General features: G+C 67.3%; 14 protein-coding genes and 1 pseudogene. 9 read left to right on the forward strand and 6 right to left on the reverse strand.

Annotated features, from left to right (window positions below):
• Nucleotides 1-20: 20 nt before the first annotated feature.
• Complete coding sequence (locus IEW22_RS12410; RefSeq protein WP_229742585.1) at nt 21-1,337, reverse strand: M1 family metallopeptidase; 1,317 nt, start codon at nt 1,335-1,337, stop codon at nt 21-23.
• Between the two features lie 283 nt (nt 1,338-1,620).
• Between IEW22_RS12410 and IEW22_RS12415 the strand changes: the two genes are divergently transcribed.
• Nucleotides 1,621-2,046, forward strand: coding sequence for a DoxX family protein (locus tag IEW22_RS12415; protein WP_188586921.1), 426 nt, complete (start codon nt 1,621-1,623; stop codon nt 2,044-2,046).
• 18 nt (nt 2,047-2,064) lie between these two features.
• Here IEW22_RS12415 and IEW22_RS12420 read toward each other — a convergent pair whose 3' ends face one another.
• Complete coding sequence (locus IEW22_RS12420) at nt 2,065-5,967, reverse strand: Pls/PosA family non-ribosomal peptide synthetase (protein ID WP_229742571.1); 3,903 nt, start codon at nt 5,965-5,967, stop codon at nt 2,065-2,067.
• 162 nt (nt 5,968-6,129) lie between these two features.
• Here IEW22_RS12420 and IEW22_RS12425 point away from each other — a divergent pair, with 162 nt between their 5' ends.
• The 3 genes from IEW22_RS12425 to IEW22_RS12435 all read left to right on the forward strand — a co-directional run bounded on the left by IEW22_RS12425 (nt 6,130) and on the right by IEW22_RS12435 (nt 8,795).
• Nucleotides 6,130-7,110 (forward strand): alpha/beta hydrolase, encoded by a 981-nt coding sequence (locus IEW22_RS12425; RefSeq protein ID WP_188586923.1) that lies wholly within the window; start codon nt 6,130-6,132, stop codon nt 7,108-7,110.
• A gap of 20 nt (nt 7,111-7,130) precedes the next feature.
• Nucleotides 7,131-8,357: an acyl-CoA dehydrogenase family protein gene (locus IEW22_RS12430; protein ID WP_188586924.1), complete on the forward strand. Its 1,227-nt coding sequence runs from the start codon at nt 7,131-7,133 to the stop codon at nt 8,355-8,357.
• A gap of 90 nt (nt 8,358-8,447) precedes the next feature.
• Nucleotides 8,448-8,795 (forward strand): hypothetical protein, encoded by a 348-nt coding sequence (locus IEW22_RS12435; protein WP_188586925.1) that lies wholly within the window; start codon nt 8,448-8,450, stop codon nt 8,793-8,795.
• A gap of 29 nt (nt 8,796-8,824) precedes the next feature.
• Here the strand turns inward: IEW22_RS12435 and IEW22_RS12440 are convergent, their stop codons facing one another.
• Entirely contained in the window at nt 8,825-10,726 is a 1,902-nt protein-coding gene (locus tag IEW22_RS12440) for an ABC transporter ATP-binding protein (RefSeq protein ID WP_188586926.1), read from the reverse strand.
• Between the two features lie 80 nt (nt 10,727-10,806).
• Nucleotides 10,807-11,643, reverse strand: coding sequence for a tyrosine-protein phosphatase (locus tag IEW22_RS12445; protein ID WP_188586927.1), 837 nt, complete (start codon nt 11,641-11,643; stop codon nt 10,807-10,809).
• A gap of 261 nt (nt 11,644-11,904) precedes the next feature.
• Here IEW22_RS12445 and fgd point away from each other — a divergent pair, with 261 nt between their 5' ends.
• Nucleotides 11,905-12,933 (forward strand): glucose-6-phosphate dehydrogenase (coenzyme-F420), encoded by a 1,029-nt coding sequence (fgd, locus tag IEW22_RS12450; RefSeq protein WP_188586928.1) that lies wholly within the window; start codon nt 11,905-11,907, stop codon nt 12,931-12,933.
• Here fgd and IEW22_RS12455 read toward each other — a convergent pair.
• Entirely contained in the window at nt 12,930-13,856 is a 927-nt protein-coding gene (locus tag IEW22_RS12455; protein ID WP_188586929.1) for a LysR family transcriptional regulator, read from the reverse strand. The genes fgd and IEW22_RS12455 overlap by 4 nt on opposite strands.
• Nucleotides 13,857-13,937: 81 nt before the next feature.
• Here IEW22_RS12455 and IEW22_RS12460 point away from each other — a divergent pair, with 81 nt between their 5' ends.
• The 4 genes from IEW22_RS12460 (at nt 13,938) to IEW22_RS12475 (ending at nt 20,463) form a co-directional block, all read left to right on the forward strand.
• Nucleotides 13,938-14,906 carry a DMT family transporter gene (locus tag IEW22_RS12460; protein WP_229742573.1) on the forward strand — a complete coding sequence of 323 codons (969 nt, stop codon included), beginning with the start codon at nt 13,938-13,940 and terminating at the stop codon, nt 14,904-14,906.
• Between the two features lie 34 nt (nt 14,907-14,940).
• On the forward strand, nt 14,941-17,001 hold the full coding sequence (locus IEW22_RS12465) for an ArnT family glycosyltransferase (RefSeq protein ID WP_188586931.1): 2,061 nt from the start codon (nt 14,941-14,943) through the stop codon (nt 16,999-17,001).
• Between the two features lie 100 nt (nt 17,002-17,101).
• A complete protein-coding gene (gene pta, locus IEW22_RS12470) occupies nt 17,102-19,195 on the forward strand; it encodes a phosphate acetyltransferase (RefSeq protein ID WP_188586932.1) in 2,094 nt (697 codons plus the stop codon).
• A gap of 38 nt (nt 19,196-19,233) precedes the next feature.
• Nucleotides 19,234-20,463: an acetate kinase gene (locus IEW22_RS12475; protein WP_188586933.1), complete on the forward strand. Its 1,230-nt coding sequence runs from the start codon at nt 19,234-19,236 to the stop codon at nt 20,461-20,463.
• Nucleotides 20,464-20,496: 33 nt separating this feature from the next.
• Here the strand turns inward: IEW22_RS12475 and IEW22_RS12480 are convergent.
• Nucleotides 20,497-20,869: pseudogene (locus tag IEW22_RS12480) on the reverse strand (hypothetical protein); the annotation flags it as partial.

Here is a 20,869-nt window from a genome sequence, read left to right on the forward strand (position 1 = left end):
CGGTTGTCACAGGCGGTAATTCACGAATACGGGAACGCCGGCAGCCGGGTATCCACGAGCCAGCTCTGCCAGATGTCGTTGAGCGACCCGTTGGCGTAACGCCCGGCAAGCGCGGTGAAGTCGTCGGTGCTCACGTTCTCGTAGCGGTGATCACTGGTCCACTTCTTCATCAGCTCGAAGAACTTGTCGTCGCCGATGCGATTTCGCAAGGCGTGCAAGGTGAGTGCGCCGCGCTTGTAGATCCGGTCGTCGAACATGTCGTCGGGTCCGGGATCGGTCACCTGGATGTCCTGCGGTGAGGAGGCGAGTTTGTCGTAGTACTTCTTGGCCAATGCCTCGGTCGAGTCGTCGCCGGCGGCCTGAGACCACAACCACTCGGCGTAGCAGGCGAATCCCTCATGCAACCAGATGTCGCGCCACTGACGCAGCGTCACCGAGTTGCCGAACCACTGATGGGCCAACTCATGCGCGACCAGCCGCTCCGAACGCCGGGTCCCGGTGCAGTGGTTGGCGCCGAACACCGACAGGCTCTCGGCTTCCACGGGGATCTCGAGGTCGTCATCGGTGACCACCACGGTGTACTGCGGGAACGGATACGGCCCGAACATCTCGCGGAAGGTGTCCATGATCTGCACCTGCCTGCCGAACGACGACTCGAAGTTCTTCTTCAGTCGTGCGGGCAGAACCGCGTAGATCGGGACGTCGCCCTCGGACAGGGTCTTTCGCTCGTACGGACCGATCTGCATCGTCGCCAGATAGGTCGACATCGGCTCGGTCTGCTCGTACTCCCAGGTGGTGTAGCCGGCCTTGGCGCGCTTGTTCACCAGAACCCCGTTGGATGCCGCGTAGTACTGCGACTCGGTCGATATCGAGATGTGGTACGGCGCTTTCGAACTCGGGTGATCATCACAGGGGAACCACGATGCCGCGCCGTTGGGCTGACTCGCGCAGATCGCGCCGTCGGTGAGTTCCTCCCAGCCGACCTCACCCCAGGGGCCGCGAATCGGCTTGGGGGAACCCGAATATCGCACCTGGACCTCCATCGCGGCGCCGGGGGCGATGGAGTGCGACGGCGTGATCGATAGCTTGTTGTCGTGGTGGGAGTAGCGCGAGGGCCGCTTGCCGTTGACGGTGATCTTCTCGATCTTGAACGAGGTGGAGAAGTCGAGACTGAACCGCCCGATCCCATTGAGCGTGGTCGCGGTGATGGTGGCGGTCCCGGCGAGCCGGTTGCTGGCGACCTTGTATTGCAGGTCGAGGTCGTAGCGCGACACCCGATAGCCCAGATTGCCGTTGTTGGGCAGATACGGGTCGATGCCGTCATTCGGGTGCCCCAGATGAGCGCGATCTCCGCCGGTGTCCGACGAACTGCCACTCCGAGATGAGCCTGAATGCGGCACCGATCCCTCCGATCCTGATTGATGGTCTCCCGTCATCCGGGACCGACGACAGCGTGTACGGCCGCTGCGGCCGTGACCCTGTGACTCACGACGTTACCGGGCGCCACGATGCAGAGTGCAGCCTGCGCGCTATGACCCGTTCGGCTGTTACCCAGGCCGGGCAGACGGCGTGACACAGGACACGCAGATAAACGGACCACGGTCCGGTAGCTTGGCTGCCATGACGAAAACCTCCTTCAAGGCAGCCGATCTCGGTGCGCTGGCCGGCCGGGTGATCCTCGGTGTCATCTTCGTGATGCACGGCTGGCAGAAACTGGTGACCAACGGCATGGACAAGACCGAGGCGATGTTCCGCGCCATCGGCACACCGGCACCCGCATTCAGTGCGCATCTGGCGACCTGGGCCGAACTGGTGGGCGGAGTCCTGCTGATCCTCGGGATCCTGGTCCCGCTGGTCTCGCTGATCCTGATCATCGACATGATCGGTGCGATCTACTACGTCCACGCGGGCAACGGCTTCTGGTCGGGCGAGGGCGGTTACGAGTTCCCGCTCGCCCTGATCGCCGGACTACTCGTCGTCGGTTTCGTCGGCAGCGGCCGCGCGGGTGTCGACCACTACGCCCTGCGCAGATTCAGGCGAGCCTGACCGGCCCGCCCGGCCACCTCACTCGTGCCAGGGTGCAATCGGGTTGCCTTGCCAGCGGGTGTGATCGGGGACCACGTCACCGCGCATAACCAGTGACGCCGGACCGACGATGGTCCCCTCACCCAGGCCCGCCGCGGGCAGCGCCACGCAGTGCGGTCCGAGCGTCGCCCCGGCCCCCAGCGTCACCTCGTCGAGTGCCATCACGCGGTCGTGGAACAGGTGGGTCTGCACCACGCAGCCGCGGGCGACGTTCGCACCCGGCCCGAGTGTCACGAGATCGGCCTCGGGCAGCCAGTAGGTCTCACACCAGACCCCGCGCCCGATCGTGGCGCCGAGCATCCGCAACCACACGTTGAGGATGGGGGTGCCGGTGGCGGCGTTGGCGAACCACGGTGCGGCGACGGTCTCGACGAAGGCATCCGAGAGTTCGTTGCGCCACACGAACGAACTCCACAGTGGGTGTTCGGACACCGTGATCCGACCGACCACGATCCACTTGGCCGCCGCGGCGACGCAGCAGGCCACCGCACCGGCGACGATGAGCACCACACCCGACAGCAGTGCGGCCCACCACACGCTGGTCTCCACGGTGATCCACTGCAACGTCAACAGCACCCCGAGCCCGATCGCGAAGCTCACCATCACCGGGATCAGGCGCAGCGTCTCCACGATCGCGCGCGCGATCTTCAGCTTGCGCGGCGGGTCGAAGGTGCGCGAACTGTCGGTGGTCGCGGCGGTCCGGCGCAACCGCACCGGCGGCGAACCGAGCCAGCTCGACCCCGACTTCGCCTTGCTCGGCGTGGCCGACAGCACCGCGACCAGACTGTTCTTGGGCACCCGTCGACCCGGCGCGGTCATACCGGAGTTGCCGAGGAAGGCCCGTTTGCCGATCTTCGCCTCGCCGATGTGCACCCAGCCGCCGCCGAGTTCATAGGAGGCGACCATCGTGTCGTCGGCCAGGAAGGCACCGTCGCCCACCGTGGTGAACCGCGGCAGCACCAGCGCGGTGGAGATCTCGGTGCCCTTGCCGATGTCGGCCCCGAGCACCCGGAACCACCACGGCGTCAGCAGGCTGGCGTAGAGCGGGAACAGGTAGGTGCGTGCGGCATCGAGCAGCCGCTCGGTGGCCCAGACCTGCCAGCCGACACGCGACCGTACCGCGTGATATCCGGGGCTCAGCCCCAGCGACATCGCGCGCACACCGATCGCGGTGATCACCGCGAACACCGCCAGACTGATGATCGCGGCGACCGGCACGAGGGCGAAGGCGCGCCCGGCGGCACCGGCGATCGAGTCGGTCTGACCGGCCCACCACGCGATCGGCAACAGCCCGCAGGCGATCGAGATCAACGGCACCGCTGCGATCCCGATCGACGAGAGTGCGTAGACAGCCACCCAGTACGGCCGGGCAGGCGGGCGATGCGCGGGCCACGGCGCCGATGCCTTGCCGACCTTGCGTGCGGGCGAGCCCGACCAGTGCTGTTTGGCCTTGACCTTCCCGGTCACCGCCGAACCCGCACCGACCTGCGCGCCGCGCCCGATCTTCGCCCCGGGAAGCAGCGTCGACCGTGCGCCGATCGCGGCGTCGTCGCCGACCTCGATCTCACCGATGTGCACGATGTCGCCGTCGATCCACCAGCCGGCGAGGTCCACTTCGGGTTCCACCGAACACCGGTCGCCGAGCGTGAGCATGCCGGTCACCGGCGGCAACGTGTGCAGGTCGACGCCCTTGCCCACAGCGGCCCCGAGGGCCCGGGCGTAGTAGATCATCCACGGCGCGCCCGACATGTTCGTCGCGCCGCTGGCCTCGGACAGTCGCTCGGCGACCCACAGCCGCAGATGGACCCCGCTGCCGCGCGGATAGTCGCCGGGCGTCACGCCGCGCAGCAGCAGCCGGCATCCGCCTGCTGCGATCGCCATCCGTCCCAGCGGGGTGATGAACACGATGAAGGCGACGATCACGATCCACCAGTCCACCCGGGTGACCCACGCGGCGTCGGTGGCATAGGAGAGCACATTGCATGCCAGCGCGAGCCAGGTGATCCACTGCAACCCGGTCAGCGTGGTCAGCGGGATCGACAACGCCATCTGCGCGAGGCCGGTTCTCGCCGGGGTGGGCCTGATCTCGCGGTCATCGGTGACGATGTCGGGGCTGCGCTCGTCGAGCATCTGCGCGAGCGAACCTAGCCGCGGATGGTCGTAGAGATCGGCGACCGTCACGTCGGGGAAACGTTCGCGCAGGGCCGTCACCAGCTGCGCCGCGGCCAGCGACCCGCCGCCCTCGGCGAAGAAGTCGGCCTTGGGATCGGTGATCTCGGCGCCGAGCACCGCCGTCCACCGCTGGGCCACCCACTGTTCGGTCTCGCTGAGGTGTGCCGTGGACTCACCCGCCGACACCCCGGGCAGCGGCCACGGCAACGCAGCGCGGTCGACCTTGCCGGAGGTGCGGGTGGGCAGTTCGTCGACCAGCGCCAGCCGGGGGACCATCGGGGCGGGCAGCTGCTCGACGAGCAGCGCATGCGCCGCCGACAGGTCGAAGTCGGGATCGGTGGACACCAGGTATCCGACCAGCAGCGAGTTGCCGGCGGCAGTGGTGCGCACGGCCGCCGCCGCACCGCCCACACCGGGCAGGTTCTGCACTGCGTTGTCGACCTCGCCCAGTTCGATCCGCCGTCCGCCCACCTTCACCTGGTCGTCGGCGCGGCCGCCGAACACCAGCCCTTCACGTTCCAGGCGCACGAGATCGCCGCTGCGATAGGCGCGCTCCCACCCGAGCGACTCCAGCGGCGCGTACTTCTCGGCGTCCTTGGTCGGGTCGAGGTAGCGCGCGAGTCCCACCCCGCCGATCACGAGCTCGCCGGTCTCGCCTTCGGCGACCGGTTCGCCTGCGGCGTCGACCACCGCGAGATCCCAACCGGGAAGCGGCAATCCGATACGGACAGGCGTGGACCCGTCCAGCGGCGCCAGGCAGGCGACCACGGTGGCCTCGGTGGGGCCGTAGGTGTTCCACACCTCGCGACCCTCCACGGCGAGTCGTTCACCGAGTTCGGGCGGGCAGGCCTCGCCGCCGAAGATCAGCAGCCGGACGGCCTCGAGTGCCTCGGCCGGCCACAGCGAGGCCAGCGTCGGGACGGTGGACACCACGGTGATGTCGCGGGAGACCAGCCACGGCCCCAGATCCATACCGCTGCGCACGAGTGCGCGCGGGGCCGGCACCAGGCAGGCTCCGGTGCGCCACGCCAGCCACATCTCCTCACACGAGGCGTCGAAGGCCACCGACAGGCCCGCGAGGACGCGGTCGCCCGGTCCGATCGGTTCGTCCTGCCGGAAGATCCGTGCCTCGGCGTCGACGAAGGCCGCCGCGTTGCGATGGGTCACCGCAACACCTTTCGGCGTCCCGGTGGATCCGGAGGTGAAGATGATCCACGCGTCGTCGGCCGGGGTGGGCGGCGGCGGGGCAGTGCCGGCTGCCGCCTCGTCGCTGGTCGCCGACTGCTCGCCGCCCGCCGACAGTCGCTCCTTGAGAGCCGGCGCCGAGTGCATGCCGACCGCGTCGATCACCGCGACCACCGCGGCCTCGCCGAACACCAGCTCGGCGCGTTCGTCGGGATCATCGGCGTCGACCGGTACGTAGGCCGCACCCGCGCGCATCACCGACAGGATCGCGGAATACAGCCGATGGGATCCCGAGGGCATGCGGATACCCACCCGGTCGCCGCGGCGCACCCCCTGCTCGGCGAGCCATGTGGCACCCTCCTCGACGGTGTCGAGGAGTTCGCGATAGGACAGGGTGGTCTCGCCGTCGTCGATGGCCGAGGCGTCGGGAAAGCGTTCGACCGTCTCGGTGAGGATGTCGATCAGCGTGCGAGCGGGGCTCGCCTGCGAGGACTGCAGGAACTCCGGAGGAACCGCGTGGCTCACCGATGTCCTTTCGCTCGTGCACGAAAGCGTGCTGGCATGGGCGGAACTGGTCGCACACAGTGTCTCAGGGATGGGCCGCGGAGAGCATCTGCCTGCTCCGGCATGCCGCGATTGCGGTAGGTTCGGCGCCAGAAGTACCCCCACGAAGGAGGGTGAACAACCGTGCCGGTCATCTCCCACCGACATCCGAGCCTGAGTTCCTATCCGCTGTGGATGGCCTCCCGGCTCGTGCTGAAGCCGCTGCTCACACTCTGGCCCATCAATGGCCCCGGTCTGCACGCGCTGCGCTACATCGACGCCGTCGTCGCACTCGGACCGCGCCCCGACGGGGTGGTCCTCGAGCAGATGGAACTGGCCAACAGGCCGGTTGAACTGGCGGTTCCCACCGGTCCGTCCAACCGTGACAGCGATGCCGCCGTGCTCTACATGCACGGGGGCGCCTTCGTTGCCGGCGGCCTGGCCACCCACCGCACCGTCGCCACCCATCTGTCCCGCCGCGTCGGGCTACCGGTGTACTCGCTGGCCTACCGGCAGCTGCCCGAGGCGGGTGTGGGCACCTCGGTAATCGATGCCGTCGAGGCCTACGCGGAACTGGTCAACGACCGTGGTTTCCGTCACGTCGTGGTGGCCGGTGACTCCGCCGGTGGCTTCCTCGCCGCCAAGATCGTCGAGGCCGCCGCCGAGCGGGGACTCCGCACGCCGACGGCCCTCATCGGGTACTCGCCGCTGCTCGATCTCGACCTCGCCGACAACCCCGACCGCAGCAGCCGCAGCGACGCCTACCTGCCGAAATCGAAGATGAAGGTGCTCGCACCGGAGTTCGACAGGGGGCCGTTGCCGATGTCGGGGGTGCGCCGGATCAACGACCTGCCCGCCGAGATCTTCCCGCCCACGCTGCTGTTCAGCGCCGAGAATGAGATGCTCGAACCCGACATGGTCGCGCTGGTCGAGGATCTCGACGCCGCCGGGGCCGAGGCGACGCTGCACAGTTTCAGTTGGCAGGTGCACGCCTTCCCGGCATTCGCCGGTCGCCATCCCGAATCAGGGGAGGCCATCGAGCTCACCGCGGAGTTCGTCCGCGAGTCGATCCGCGCGGCCAAGAGTGACGACTCGGATCCGGCGGTCCGTGGTCGCGCGGGCTGAGTTCGTGAGACAGTTCTGTCATGGCGTCAACCTCACAGAACAAGCCGGGTAAGAAGCAGTCGCTCGACGAGCTGGTCGGCGTGGCACACACCGTGTCCGCCGACGACGCCGAGATCGCCGCGGCCGTTCGCGCCTTCGGCGACAAACGGCTTCGTCCGCACATCGCGCAGTGGTTCGAGGACGGCGCGCTGCCCGTACGTGAGCTTGCCGCCGAACTCGGTGAACTGGGCGTCTTGGGTATGCATCTGCACGGGTACGGCTGCGCCGGCATGTCGGCGACCAGCTACGGGTTGGCCTGTCTGGAGCTCGAGGCCGTCGACAGCGGTCTGCGCAGTTTCGTCTCGGTGCAGGGATCGCTGGCGATGTTCGCCATCCACGCCTTCGGTTCCGAAGAGCACAAGACGCAGTGGCTGCCGAAGATGGCCGCCGGCGAGGCGATCGGCTGCTTCGGTCTGACCGAGCCGGACTTCGGGTCGAATCCGGCGGGGATGCGGACCTTCGCCAAACGCGACGGCGACGACTGGGTGCTCAACGGCACCAAGATGTGGATCACCAACGGCTCGGTCGCCGATGTCGCGGTGGTGTGGGCCAAGACCGACCTGGAGGAAGGCGCCCGCGGCATCCGCGGATTCGTGGTGCCCACCGACACCCCGGGGTTCAGTGCGCCCGAGATCAAACACAAGATGTCGCTGCGGGCATCGGTGACCGCCGAGCTGGTGCTCGACGGGGTCCGCCTGCCCGCCGATGCGATGCTGCCGGAGGTCGCCGGCCTGCGCGGACCGCTGAGCTGCCTCAACGAGGCGCGCTACGGCATCGTGTTCGGGGCACTCGGCGCCGCGCGTGACTGTCTGGAGACCGCGCTGGACTACACCGCCGACCGCGAGGTGTTCGACCGTTCGCTGGCCGGGTTCCAGATCACCCAGACCAAGATCGCCGACATGTCGCTGGAATGGGCCAAGGGCTATCTGCTGGCCGTTCACCTGGGCAAGCTCAAGGATTCCGCACATTCCGGCGGACCGGGGGTGCGGCCCGAACAGATCAGCCTCGGCAAGCTCAACAACGTGCGCGAGTCCATCGCAATCGCACGCACCTGCCGGACTCTGCTGGGCGCCAACGGCATCACCCTCGAATACCCGGTGATCCGCCACGCCAACAACCTCGAGTCGGTGCTCACCTACGAGGGCACCAGCGAGATGCATCAGCTGACCATCGGCAAGGCGCTGACCGGATACGACGCCTTCCGCTGAGGCTTCCGCCGAGTCTTCCGCTGGGCACAGCCGGGCACAGCCGCACGAGGTCGGCCGGTCGGCACTGTCATGGCCGCTACACTTGCGGCCGTGAGAAGCACGGTGTCGAGCATGTCGAAGGTCATGACCTGCGCGGGGGCGGTCCTGATCATCGCCTGCGTCGCGTATTTCATGGTGCGGTGGGCTGACGAGGGTCGCTGGCCGTGGATGATCTTCGGGGCGATCCTCATCGCGCTCAATGTCTTCGTACTGTTCAACGAACTCAAGCCGCGGCCCAAACCGCGCGACTGGACCGTCGAGGAAGTACGCGAGGTGATCGCGCCGATCGTCGGAGACGCCGCTCAGGTGCGCACGCTGCGCCGCGTCGACAAGGGGCTCTCGCTGCCCGCGGCACTCGAGCTGGTGCAGAAGGCGAATTCGACCAGCGCCGAGGACTGAGGCGCGCCGGTGACGTCAGGTCGGGCCAGTCACCTGCAGCTGCAGTCGGCGGTCGCGGCGACGGGCCGTTCGTCGGCGAACTGGGTGCGATAGAGCTGCGCGTAGCGGCCGTCGGCAGCCAGCAGGGTCAGATGGGAGCCGCGCTCGGCCACCCGTCCATCCTCGATCACCAGGATCTCGTCGGCGGCGCGGATGGTCGAGAGTCGATGCGCGATCACGATCGAGGTGCGACCGGCGAGTGCCTCGGCGAGTGCCTCCTGCACCGCGGCCTCGGAGGTGGAGTCCAGATGTGCGGTCGCCTCGTCGAGGATCACCACCGACGGCGAGGCCAGCAGAAGTCGCGCGATCGTCAGACGCTGGCGTTCACCTCCCGAGAGCCGGTAGCCGCGTTCGCCGACCACGGTGTCGAGTCCGTCGGGCAGCGAGCCGACCAGCTCGTCCAGGCGTGCCCTGCCCAGCGCATCCCAGATCTGGGTATCGGTGGCCTCCGGTGCGGCGAGGGTGAGATTGCCGCGGACCGTGTCGTGGAACAGATGTCCGTCCTGGGTCACCAAACCGACTGTGCGATGCAATGATTCGCCGGTGATCTGGCGAATATCGGTGTCGCCGAGCATGATCGATCCGGAATCCACATCGTAGAGCCGTGTGGCCAGTTGCGCGATGGTCGACTTGCCGGCGCCGGAGCTGCCGACCAGCGCCACCATCTTCCCGGGCTCGACGCGAAACGACACGTCGTGGATCACCTGCTCGCCGCCGCGCGTGTCGAGTGTGGCGACCTCCTCCAGCGACGCCAGCGAGACCTTGTCGGCTGACGGGTAGGCGAACGACACGTGATCGAATTCCATACCGGCCGCGCCGCTGGGCGCCGTGCGTGCATCGGGGGCGTCGTCGATGAGCGGGGTGAGGTCGAGGATCTCGAAGACACGCTCGAAACTGACCATCGCCGAGGTGATCTCGACCCGCGCATTGGCCAGCGCGGTCAGCGGCGCGTACATCCGGGTCAGCAGCAGTGCCAATGCGACGACCGCGCCCGCATTGAGATGGTGGTGCACGGCCAGGAAGCCGCCGAGCCCGTAGACCAGCGCCAGTGCGAGTGAGGACACCAGTGTCAGCGCGGTCACGAAGTAGCCCTGCGCCATGCTGCGACGCACGCCGATGTCGCGAACGTTGACCGCTCGCGCGGCGAAGTCACGCGACTCCGACTCCGGTCGCCCGAACAGTTTGATCAACGTGGCGCCCGGCGCCGAGAACCGTTCGGTCATCTGAGTGGACATCTGCGCGTTGTACTCGGCGGCCTCGCGGCTCAGCGCACCCATCCGCCGGCTCATGCGGCGGGCGGGCAGGACGAACACCGGCAGCAGGATCAGTGCCAGCAGGGTGACCTGCCAGCTGAGCCAGAACATCGCGACCAGGGTCAGTGCCAGCGTGACGATGTTGGACACCACTCCGGCCAGGGTGTCGCTGAACGCGCGCTGCGCGCCGATCACGTCGTTGTTGAGGCGGCTGACCAGTGCGCCCGTTCGGGTGCGGGTGAAGAATGCGACCGGCATGCGTTGCACATGGTCGAACACCGCGCGTCGCAGGTCGTAGATCAGGCCCTCGCCGATCGACGACGACAGCCATCGGGTGAGCATGTCCAGGCCCGCGTCGGCGACTGCGATCACCGCGATGATGACGGCGAGCGTGACCACCACGCCCGCCGCCCTGCCCTCGGTGATCGCGTTGACCACCCGCCCGGCCAGCAGCGGCGTCAGGACCGTGAGGACTGCGGCCGCGACGCTGGCCACCAGGAACACCGCGATCCGGCCCCGGTAGGGACGGGCGAAGCGGGCCATCCTGCGCAGGATCGACCCGCGTTCACCGCGCGGACCGCTCTTGGGTGCGTTCATCGAGCGGTACATCTGGCCCCACGCGACGGATTCCATGCTCATGCATACAACGCTAGGACCTCGAGTGCGGTTGAGGACAACCGTTGTCGCGTACTACCGCTCAGGGCGCAACCCTGCCCTGCTCAGCGGCGCGGGATGAGCAGTTCGGCCTTGAGCCGGTTGACGTCGGTGGTCGTCAGCCCCAGGCCGGTGTGCACATAGTTGTCGAAGCTGCCGAACCTCTGGTCGACGGCGGCGAACGACGACCGCAGCCACGACACGTCGACACCGTCGATCGACCCGTTCGCGCTGGTGTGGCGGAAGGTGTTGCTCGCCAGGTAGTCGGCTTCGACGGTGTGGCTGTCCACGCCGAGGATGGTCAGCAGCACCGCCGACATCCAGCCGGTGCGGTCCTTTCCGGCGGTGCAGTGGTAGAGCACCGTATGTCTCTGCCCGGCCTGGGCCTCGATGTGGCGGAGCGCCGCGCCGAAGGCTGCACGTGCCGAGGCGCTGGTCACGAAGCTGCGATAGGAGGCGTTCATGTCGACTGACTGCAGCAGGCTCGACAGATCGACGCCGCCACCGCCGAGCACATCCAGCGAGATGTTGCGAGCGCCGGGCACGGCGCGGTCGGGCTGCAGGCCGCGTTCGATGGCCGTGCGGAAGTCGAGGATCTCGGTGACTCCGAGCGTGTGGAGCGTGCGCGCATCGGCGGGGGTGATCGCGGAAAGCTGGTCGCTGCGGATCACCAGGTTGCGGATGCCCTGCCCGCTGGTGGTGCGGTAGTTGCCGAAGGTGCGCGTGTTGGACGTCCCGGCGAGCTCGACGGCCCGCGGGGTGGCAGTTGCTGTCGGTGCGGCCGAGGAGACCGGCGCCGACGAGACGGGAGCCGCCGACGCCTGCGCGAGCAGGGCCGGTGCCGCGGTCGCCGACACGGCCAGCGCGCATGCCAGGGACGTGGTGGCGATCAATCGACGCATGGTGTGCCTTTCGGTGGTGATGCCTTCTGCGGTGATGCCGTTCAGTGGTGATGCCGTCGACCCTGATCGGTCGGCTGACCGGGCCAGCCTAGGACCACCGATTCGGGGCGGGATCGGCGGGATGGCGGCGTTCACCTGCAGTTTTCCGGCCGTTTCCCTGCTCGCGAAGGGCGGTGGGGTGCGTTCGCGACGTATGAGCGGGGTGCGTGACTACCGTGAGGGGAAAGCGTTGTTGTCGCACCGAAGTCGAAGGAGCCCGTGGTGGCACAGGAATTGAAGCTCGGTTACAAGGCGTCCGCGGAGCAGTTCGCACCTCGTGAACTGGTCGAGATCGCGGTGGCGGCCGAGGAGCACGGCATGGATTCGGTCGCCGTGAGCGACCACTTCCAGCCGTGGCGTCACAACGGCGGACACGCGCCCTTCTCGCTCACCTGGATGGCGGCGGTCGGTGAGCGCACCCAGCGGGTGCAGATCGGCACATCGGTGCTCACCCCGACCTTCCGCTACAACCCGGCGGTGATCGCCCAGGCCTTCGCGTCGATGGCGTGTATGTATCCCGATCGGATCATGCTGGGCGTGGGCACCGGTGAGGCGCTCAACGAGTACGCCACCGGATTCCAGGGCGAGTGGCCCGATTTCAAGGAGCGGTTCGCCCGCCTTCGGGAGGCGATCGCGCTGATGCGTGAGCTGTGGACCGGCGAGGAGGTCACCTTCGACGGGCAGTGGTATCACACGCAGGGCGCCTACATGTACGACATCCCCGACAAGCCGGTGCCGGTGTACGTGGCCGCCGGTGGTCCGGTGGTCGCGCGGTACGCCGGCCGGGCGGGCGACGGTTTCATCTGCACCTCGGGCAAGGGGATGGAGCTCTACACCGACAAGCTGCTGCCCGCGGTCGCCGAGGGTGCGGCCAAGGCCGAACGCGACGTCGACGACATCGACAAGATGATCGAGATCAAGATCTCCTATGATCCCGATCCTCAACTGGCACTGGAGAACACGCGATTCTGGGCGCCGCTGTCACTGACGCCCGACCAGAAGAACAGCGTCAACTCGTCCTCGGAGATGGAGCGATTGGCCGACGAGATCCCGATCGAGCAGGTGGCCAAGCGGTGGATCGTGGCATCCGACCCCGACGACGCCGTCGAGCAGGTCAAGGCATACACCGACGCCGGACTCAATCACCTGGTGTTCCATGCGCCCGGCCACGACCAGCTGCGGTTCCTGGAGAACTACCAGAAGGATCTCGAACCACGGCTGCGCAAGCTCAGCGTCGCCAGCATCGGCTAGTTCTGGGTGACCGCCACGGCGGATACCGCCACGCGTGCACGCAGCAGCTCGAGAATCCTTGTCACCACCGGATTGTCGCGGCTGCTGCGTCGTATGCGGACGATGATGTGCCGTTCGGGGGTGGGGTCGGTCAGCTCGATGGCCACCACCGCCTCGGGGACGTTCACCAGACCCAGCCTCGGCACGATGGTCACCCCCACACCCTCGGCGACGACGGACATGCCGCTGGCGTAATCGTGTGTCTCGATGGCGAATTCGGGGGTGAAGCCCGCTGCGGTGCAGGCGTTGAGCAGACCCTGACGGCAGGGTCCGCGGGCGGCGTCGTTGTCGACCAGCACGACCTCGGCCAGCTCGGCCACGCGGATCGACTCTCGTTGGGCCAGTGGCGAATCCCTGTGCACCACGGCCACATACGGGTCCACCAGCAACGGGTGGACGTCATAGGGATCGCCGGGATGTCCGGTGGGTTGGTCCATGGCAGTGGTCACGGTGATGTCGATGTCGGGGCCCGGTTCGCCCGGCGCGAGCGGGTGGAGTTCGTCGAGGATCAGGTCGAGTGACACCTCGGGATGGGTGCGGACCACGTCGGCGATGATCGGTGGGATCCACGCACCGCCGGCCGAGGCGAAATAGCGCACGCTGCAGCGGGTTCGGCGTGCATCGCGCAGATCGGCGACCACCCGGTCGAGTTCGGCGACACGGTCGAACACCTCGTCGCCGGCCGCGGCGAGGGTGTGTGCGGCCGGCGTGGGCACCACCCCGCGACCCACCCGCTCGACCAGGACGAGTCCGGTCTCGCGTTGCAGGGCGGCGATGTGCTGGCTGATCGCTGACGGCGTGTACTGCAGCGCGGCCGCCGCGCCGTTGACCGACCCGGCGGCGATCAGCGCGCGCAGGATCCGGAGGCGATGCAGATCGACCATGCCTCGACCATACAGTCGCACTGAATGAAACCGTAGGTAGATTCGCTTGTACTTAATTGCGGAAGCATGGATTCTGAACGCATGACGAACAGACGAGTTGTGGCGGCCGCGGTGATCACCGTGCTGATGTGGGCGTCGTCGTTCGTGGTGATCCGCGGTGTCGCGGATGCCTTCTCGCCTGCGGTGATGGCCTTTCTCCGGATGGCTGTCGGGGCGATCGCACTGTCGGTGATGGCCGCGATCGTGCGGGTGCGGATACCCCGTGGTCGAGCCCTGGTGCTCGTCCTGGCCTACGGCGCGCTGTGGTTCGGCTTCTACACGATGGTGCTCAACTGGGCCGAGCGCCACCTCGACGCCGGGACCGCTGCGCTGCTGGTGAACTTCGCGCCGATCCTCGTCGCCGCGGTGGCGGGGGTCGTCTTCGCCGAGGGCTTCCCCCCGCCGCTGATCCTCGGGATGATCGTCGCGTTCACCGGGGTGGTGGTGATCGGGCTGGGCGACGGCAGCAGCAGCGGCGACCTGCTCGGGGTGGGGCTCGGACTGCTCGCCGCGGTGCTCTACGCCTCGGGTGTGCTGCTGCAGAAGGTGGCCCTGCGGACCGTCGACTCCACCGCGGCCACCTGGCTGGGGTGTCTCACCGGGCTGGTGGTCACCATCCCCTTCGCCGTGCCGTCGCTGGGCGCCGAGGTCTCGCAGGCGGGCGCCCGACAGCTCATACTGGTCGCCTTCCTGGGTCTCGGACCGACCGCGCTGGCCTTCACCACCTGGGCATATGTGCTGCGCCGCAGTACCGCCGGCGCCACCGCCGCGATGACGCTGAGCGTGCCGGCGATCGCGATCCTGCTCTCGTGGGTGACGCTGGGGGAGGTGCCCACGCCGGTGGGTCTCGTCGGTGGGGTGCTGTGCCTGCTCGGGGTGGCGATCAGCAGGATGCGCACGCTGCCCGGTGCACGACACGTCCGCAGACCCGGGAACGCCGACGTCGCCGCACGTCGCGGCTCACAGGAATCTCCCAGCACCAGCGCAGGGTCGGCGCAGTCCGGAACGTGAGAGTTGTCCTCGATCACGAATGTCAGGAGGACACATGACCGCGGTGCTCGATCGCCATCAGGGCGACCCGCCGAGTGGAAACACAGGTGACACGACGCCGCCCTCGGGTGGCCACAATGCTCGCATCGACCGACGATCCGGCGGCGCCTCGGCGCCCCGGTGGACACCGGTGGCGCTGATCGCGCTACTGGTCGCGACGGCGGCGCTCTATCTCTGGAAGCTCACCGACAGCAACTACGGCAACGAGTTCTACGCCGCTGCGGCGTGGGCCGGCTCGCAGAGCTGGCGCGCGTGGTTCTTCGGTGCACTCGACCCGGGCTCGTTCATCACCGTGGACAAACCGCCGGCCTCACTGTGGGTGACGGGGCTGTCGGTGCGGGTGTTCGGGATGAATTCCTTCGCTGTGCTGGCACCCCAGGCGATCATGGGTGTGGCCTCGGTCTGGCTGGTCTACAGCGCGATCCGGCGTGCGGTGACCGATCCGCGCCAGGGTGCGGTGGCAGGTCTGCTCGCTGGTGTGGTCCTCGCGCTCACCCCGGCCGCGGCGATGATGTTCCGGTTCAACAACCCCGACGCGCTGCTCGTGCTGCTGATGACCGTTGCGGCCTACTGCCTGGTACGCGCCATCGCGACCAATTCCGGGCGCTGGCTGGCGCTGGTGGGTGTGGCGCTGGGTTTCGCCTTCCTCACCAAGATGCTGCAGGGCTTCCTCGTACTGCCCGGGTTCGCGCTGGCCTACCTGCTGTTCGCGAATAACGGGTGGCGCCGGCGGATCCTGCAGGTGGTCGGCGCGGCGGTCGCGTTGGTGGTGTCGTCGGGCTGGTTCGTGGTGGTCACGATGATCGTCCCGGCATCGGCACGCCCCTACATCGGCGGCTCGACCGACAACTCGTTCATGAACCTGGTGTTCGGCTACAACGGGCTCGGTCGCATCAACGGTGGCGAGGGTAATGGCGGTGGCGGCGGAATGGGCGGCGCGGGCGGCAGCTTCGGCGGCTCGACCGGCCTGGACCGGCTGTTCTCCTCGGAGATGGGCAACGAGATCTCGTGGCTGCTCCCGACCGCGCTGATCGCGATCGCCTTCGGCGTCTACATCTCGATCCGGTCGATGGTGTGGAAGAACTACACCGGCGGGGTGAACCGCCTCGAGGCCGCGTCGGTGGTCGTGTGGGGGAGCTGGCTGATCGTCACCGGATTCGTGTTCAGCTATATGAGCGGGACCATCCACCCCTATTACACGGTCGCGCTGGCCCCGGCGATCGCCGCGATGGTCGGGCTCGGCGGACTGTTCGCCTGGCGGCGACGCGATCACGCTGACGGTCGCATCGGGATGTCGCTGATGATCGGCGCGGCGGTGATCTGGGCGATCGTGCTGCTCGACCGCAACGACTACGGCCCGGTGTGGGTGCGCTGGCTGATCGGCGCGCTTGGGGTCCTCAGCGTGGTCGTGATCCTCGCCGCCGGCATGCTCGGCGTGCGCAAGGCAGTGGCCGCGGCGGTCATCGTCGGGACGCTGACCGGGTTGACCGGTACCGCGATCTTCGGGGTCGCGACGGCGAATACCGCACACACCGGTTCGATCCCCACCGCCGTGCACACCTCGATGTCCGGTGGCGGCATGGGCGGGCCGGGCGGTGGCCGGCCGGCGGGCGGAACCGATGGCGCACGGACGGGTTCGGCGCCGTCAGGTACCGCGGCGAACCGTGGCGGCACCGGCGGATCCGGTATGGGCGGTTCCGGTATGGGGGCGCCCGGCATGGGCGGGCAGAGCGACTCGCAGCTGACCGCGCTGCTGCAGGGATCGTCGGCCACGTGGGCGGCGGCGGTCAACGGCTCGCAGTCGGCGGCCTCGCTGGAGATCGCCACCGGCAAGTCGATCATGGCGATCGGCGGCTGGTCGAGCGATCCGGCACCCACGCTGTCGCAGTTCATCACCTACGTGAAGGACGGCAAGATCGGCTACTACATCAGCAGCGGTTCGCGAGGCGGTCCCGGTGGCGGCACCTCCACCGCGAGTGAGATCCAGAAGTGGGTCGCCGCGCACTACACCGCGACGACGGTCGGCAACAGCACGGTCTACACGCTGACGAGCTGATCGTGTGCCGGATGACCGGCATCGGTGATCGACGGGCGGGATCGGTCCGGGAGTGCTGCTCCCCGACCGATCCCGCCTCGGCGCGCACTAGGCTTGTGCCATGGCCGAGCATGAGACGTCGAGCAGTATCTACATCGCCTCCCCGGAGGGTGACACCGGCAAGTCGACGGTGGCGCTCGGCGTCCTGCATCTGTTGACCGCGACCGGCGGGCGGGTCGGCGTCTTCCGCCCGATCTCGCGGGCGGCGGCCGGTGAACGCGACTACATCCTCGAACTGCTCATGGAACACGATTCGGTCGATCTGGACTACGACGACTGCATCGGCGTCACCTACGAGGCCGTCCACGCCGATCCGGATGCCGCGATCGCCGAGATCGTCGACCGGTTCCACTCCGTGCGGGATCGCTGCGATTCGGTACTGGTGGTGGGTTCGGATTACACCGACGTGGGCAACGCCTCGGAGCTGACGTTCAACGCGCGTATCGCCGCGAACCTCGGCACTCCGGTATTGCTGGTTCTCAAGGCCGTTGACCGCAGCCCGGCCGAGGTGCTGTCGCTGGCCGAGGTGTGTCTGGCCGAGATCGAGTCGATGCATGCGACCACCGCCGCGCTCATCGCCAACCGGTGTCCGGTCGATCGGCTGGAGGAGTACCGGGCGGCACTGTCGAGCACGGGGCTGCAGTCGTGGGCGCTGCCCGAGGAGCCGCTGCTCATCGCCCCGACCATGGGTGAGCTGATGGAGGCTGTCGACGGTGAGCTCTACAGCGGTGACCCCGAACTGCTCTCGCGTGAGGCGCTCGAGGTGATGGTCGGCGGCATGACCATCGAGCATGTGCTCGAGCGGCTGTCCGAAGGCGTTGCCGTCATCGCCCCGGCCGACCGGTCAGACCTGCTGATCGGACTCGTGATGGCCAATGGCGCACAAGGCTTTCCGAAACTCTCGGGGATCATCCTCAACGGTGGTCTAAAACCCCACCCGATGGTCGCCTCGCTCATCGAGGGATTGCAGCCGTCGTTGCCGATGATCTGTTCGGATATGGGGACGTATGAGGCCGCCCGCGCGGCCGCGCACTCCCGCGGCAAGGTCGGGGTCAACTCGGCCCGCAAGATCGACGCGGCGCTGGCGACCATGGAGGAGCATGTCGACTCCAAGACCCTGCTCGACAAGTTGCAGCTGCGCGCACCGGATGTGGTGACCCCGCAGATGTTCGAGTACCAGCTGATCGCCCGCGCACGTGCCGACCGCAAACGGATCGTGCTGCCCGAAGGTGATGACGATCGGATTCTGCGTGCCGCAGGGATGTTGTTGCGGCGCAAGGTTGCCGACCTGACGATCCTCGGCGATCCGGCCGCGGTGTCCGATCGAGCCCAGGAGTTGGGGATCTCGCTCGAGGGCGCGGAACTGATCGATCCGGCCACCTCGCCGCAGCTCGACGTGTTTGCCAAGGAGTACACCGAGCTGCGCCGGCACAAGGGTATGGATTACGAACGCGCACAGGCGATCGTGAAGGATGTCTCCTATTTCGGCACGATGATGGTGCACACCGGGATGGCCGACGGCATGGTCTCGGGTGCGGTGCACACCACTGCGCACACCATCCGCCCGGCGTTCGAGATCATCAAGACGGTGCCCGGGGTGTCGACGGTGTCGAGTGTGTTCTTCATGTGCCTGGCCGACAAGGTGCTCGCCTACGGAGACTGCGCTGTGGTTCCCGACCCGACGGTCGAACAACTCGCCGACATCGCCATCTCGTCGGCGGCCACTGCCGCACAGTTCGGCATCGACCCCAGGGTAGCGATGCTCTCCTACTCCACGGGTGTGTCGGGTTCAGGAGCTGATGTCGAGAAGGTCCGTGCGGCAACCGATCTGGTCCATGAGCGCACTCCCGATCTGCTGGTGGAGGGTCCGATCCAGTACGACGCTGCGGTCGACCCCTCGGTGGCCGCGGGGAAGATGCCCGATTCACCGGTCGCCGGCCGCGCCACGGTGCTGATCTTCCCCGACCTCAACACCGGCAACAACACCTACAAGGCGGTACAGCGCAGCGCCGGAGCCATCGCGATCGGTCCCGTCCTGCAGGGTCTGCGCAAGCCGATCAACGACCTGTCCAGGGGGGCGCTCGTGTCGGACATCGTGAACACGGTGGCCATCACAGCGATTCAGGCGCAAGGGCTGGCCGACGCCGCAGAATAACCGCCGATCCGACGACCCCAAGTGAACGGAGCAGTTCCATGAGTGCAGACATCGCCACCACCGATCCCGTCTCGTCCACCACGTTGGTGCTGGTCCTCAACGCGGGGTCGTCATCGCTGAAATATCAGCTGCTGGAACCGGAGTCGGAGAAGGTGTTCGCCGACGGTGTCGCTCAGCGCATCGGCGAGGAGTCGTCGTCGATCACCCACGAGCAGAACGGTCAGTCGATCACGCGTGATCGGAAACTCGCCGATCATCAGGAAGCGCTCGAGGAGATGCTGTCGTTGTTCGCCGACAACGGCACCGATCTGACCACGGTCGGGCTGACCGCAGTGGGGCACAGGGTGGTGCACGGCGGGCAGATGTTCTACAAGCCGACCGTGGTCGACGGGGATGTCATCAACGACATCGACAAGCTGTCCGACCTTGCGCCGCTGCATAATCCGGTCGCACTCGACGGCGTGCGAGCGATGCGCAAACTGCTCCCGGATACTCCGTCGGTCTGTGTCTTCGACACGGCGTTCTTCCACAACCTGCCGAAGGAGGTGTCGACGTACGCGATCGATCGCGAGATCGCCGAGGAGTATTCGATCCGCCGGTACGGGTTCCACGGCACCAGCCACCAGTACGTGTCGGGCAAGGTTGCCGAATTCCTTCGTCGTGACGTCGGCGATCTGAACCAGATCATCATGCACTTGGGTAACGGTGCATCGATCTCGGCGATCCGCGGTGGTTCGCCGGTGGAGACCTCGATGGGCCTCACACCGATGGAGGGCTTGGTGATGGGAACCCGTTCCGGCGATGTGGATCCCGGTGTGCTGACACACCTGGCGCGGGCAGCGAAGATGTCGTCAGACGATATCGACAAGATGCTCAACAAGCAGTCCGGGCTCAAGGGTTTGTGCGGAGAGAACGATTTCCGCGAGTTGTCGAACAAGGCTGCCGCCGGCGATGAGGATGCCAAGCTCGCCTACGACGTCTACATTCACCGGCTGCGCAAGTACATCGGTGCGTACATGTTGACTCTCGGCCGGGTCGATGTCATCACGTTCACCGCGGGTGTGGGCGAGAATGCCTCGGACGTGCGCGCTGACGCCATGGGGCATCTGGCACAGTTCGGGATCAAGATCGATCCCGACCGCAACGCGGTGCGCTCCAAGGAGCCTCGCAAGATCACCACCGACGACTCGGGCATCACCGTTCTGGTGGTGCCCACCAACGAAGAACTGTCGATCGCCCGTCAGTCTGTGGCTGCGGTCGAGGCGTAGTTCCTCGGCGTCCGGCGGCGCCCACCACACCCGTCAGTAGGGTGGTGGGTCGTCAATGGCGCGCCGGTCTTGCCCCGCCTGTTCGCCTTCGAGGGCTTTTCGGTTGCGTTCTCGTTCTTGGCGTCGGCGGGCGTGTGTGTCTGCCAGGCGTGGTCGGCGTCTGGTGGGTGATTCTGTGTTCGGTTGTGGTGGTGGGTGTTTCGGCGGTTGCGGGTCGGGCTCGGGGTCGGTGAAGGTGATGTCCCGCAGGGTCGGAAACAAATCATCGCCGGATTCGGCGTAACCGTGGATCGTTGCACCATTCTGGGTGTAGAAGACCTGTCGGGCTTTGCCGGTGGCGTCGATGTACTGGTCATCGAGGAACACGCCGTCGGTTTTCATCTGGTGATGCATCCGGCACTTCGTG

This window comes from Gordonia jinhuaensis, from assembly GCF_014639795.1.
Lineage (GTDB): Bacteria > Actinomycetota > Actinomycetes > Mycobacteriales > Mycobacteriaceae > Gordonia_B > Gordonia_B jinhuaensis.

Excerpts from the sequence above, each read along its gene's own strand:
- IEW22_RS12415 (WP_188586921.1), top strand. The coding sequence starts at position 1,621 with ATGACGAAAACCTCCTTCAAGGCAGCCGATCTCGGTGCGCTGGCCGGC.
- IEW22_RS12430 (WP_188586924.1), top strand. The coding sequence starts at position 7,131 with ATGGCGTCAACCTCACAGAACAAGCCGGGTAAGAAGCAGTCGCTCGAC.
- IEW22_RS12440 (WP_188586926.1), bottom strand. The coding sequence starts at position 10,726 with ATGAGCATGGAATCCGTCGCGTGGGGCCAGATGTACCGCTCGATGAAC.
- IEW22_RS12445 (WP_188586927.1), bottom strand. The coding sequence starts at position 11,643 with ATGCGTCGATTGATCGCCACCACGTCCCTGGCATGCGCGCTGGCCGTG.
- IEW22_RS12455 (WP_188586929.1), bottom strand. The coding sequence starts at position 13,856 with ATGGTCGATCTGCATCGCCTCCGGATCCTGCGCGCGCTGATCGCCGCC.
- IEW22_RS12460 (WP_229742573.1), top strand. The coding sequence starts at position 13,938 with ATGACGAACAGACGAGTTGTGGCGGCCGCGGTGATCACCGTGCTGATG.
- IEW22_RS12465 (WP_188586931.1), top strand. The coding sequence starts at position 14,941 with ATGACCGCGGTGCTCGATCGCCATCAGGGCGACCCGCCGAGTGGAAAC.
- pta (WP_188586932.1), top strand. The coding sequence starts at position 17,102 with ATGGCCGAGCATGAGACGTCGAGCAGTATCTACATCGCCTCCCCGGAG.
- IEW22_RS12475 (WP_188586933.1), top strand. The coding sequence starts at position 19,234 with ATGAGTGCAGACATCGCCACCACCGATCCCGTCTCGTCCACCACGTTG.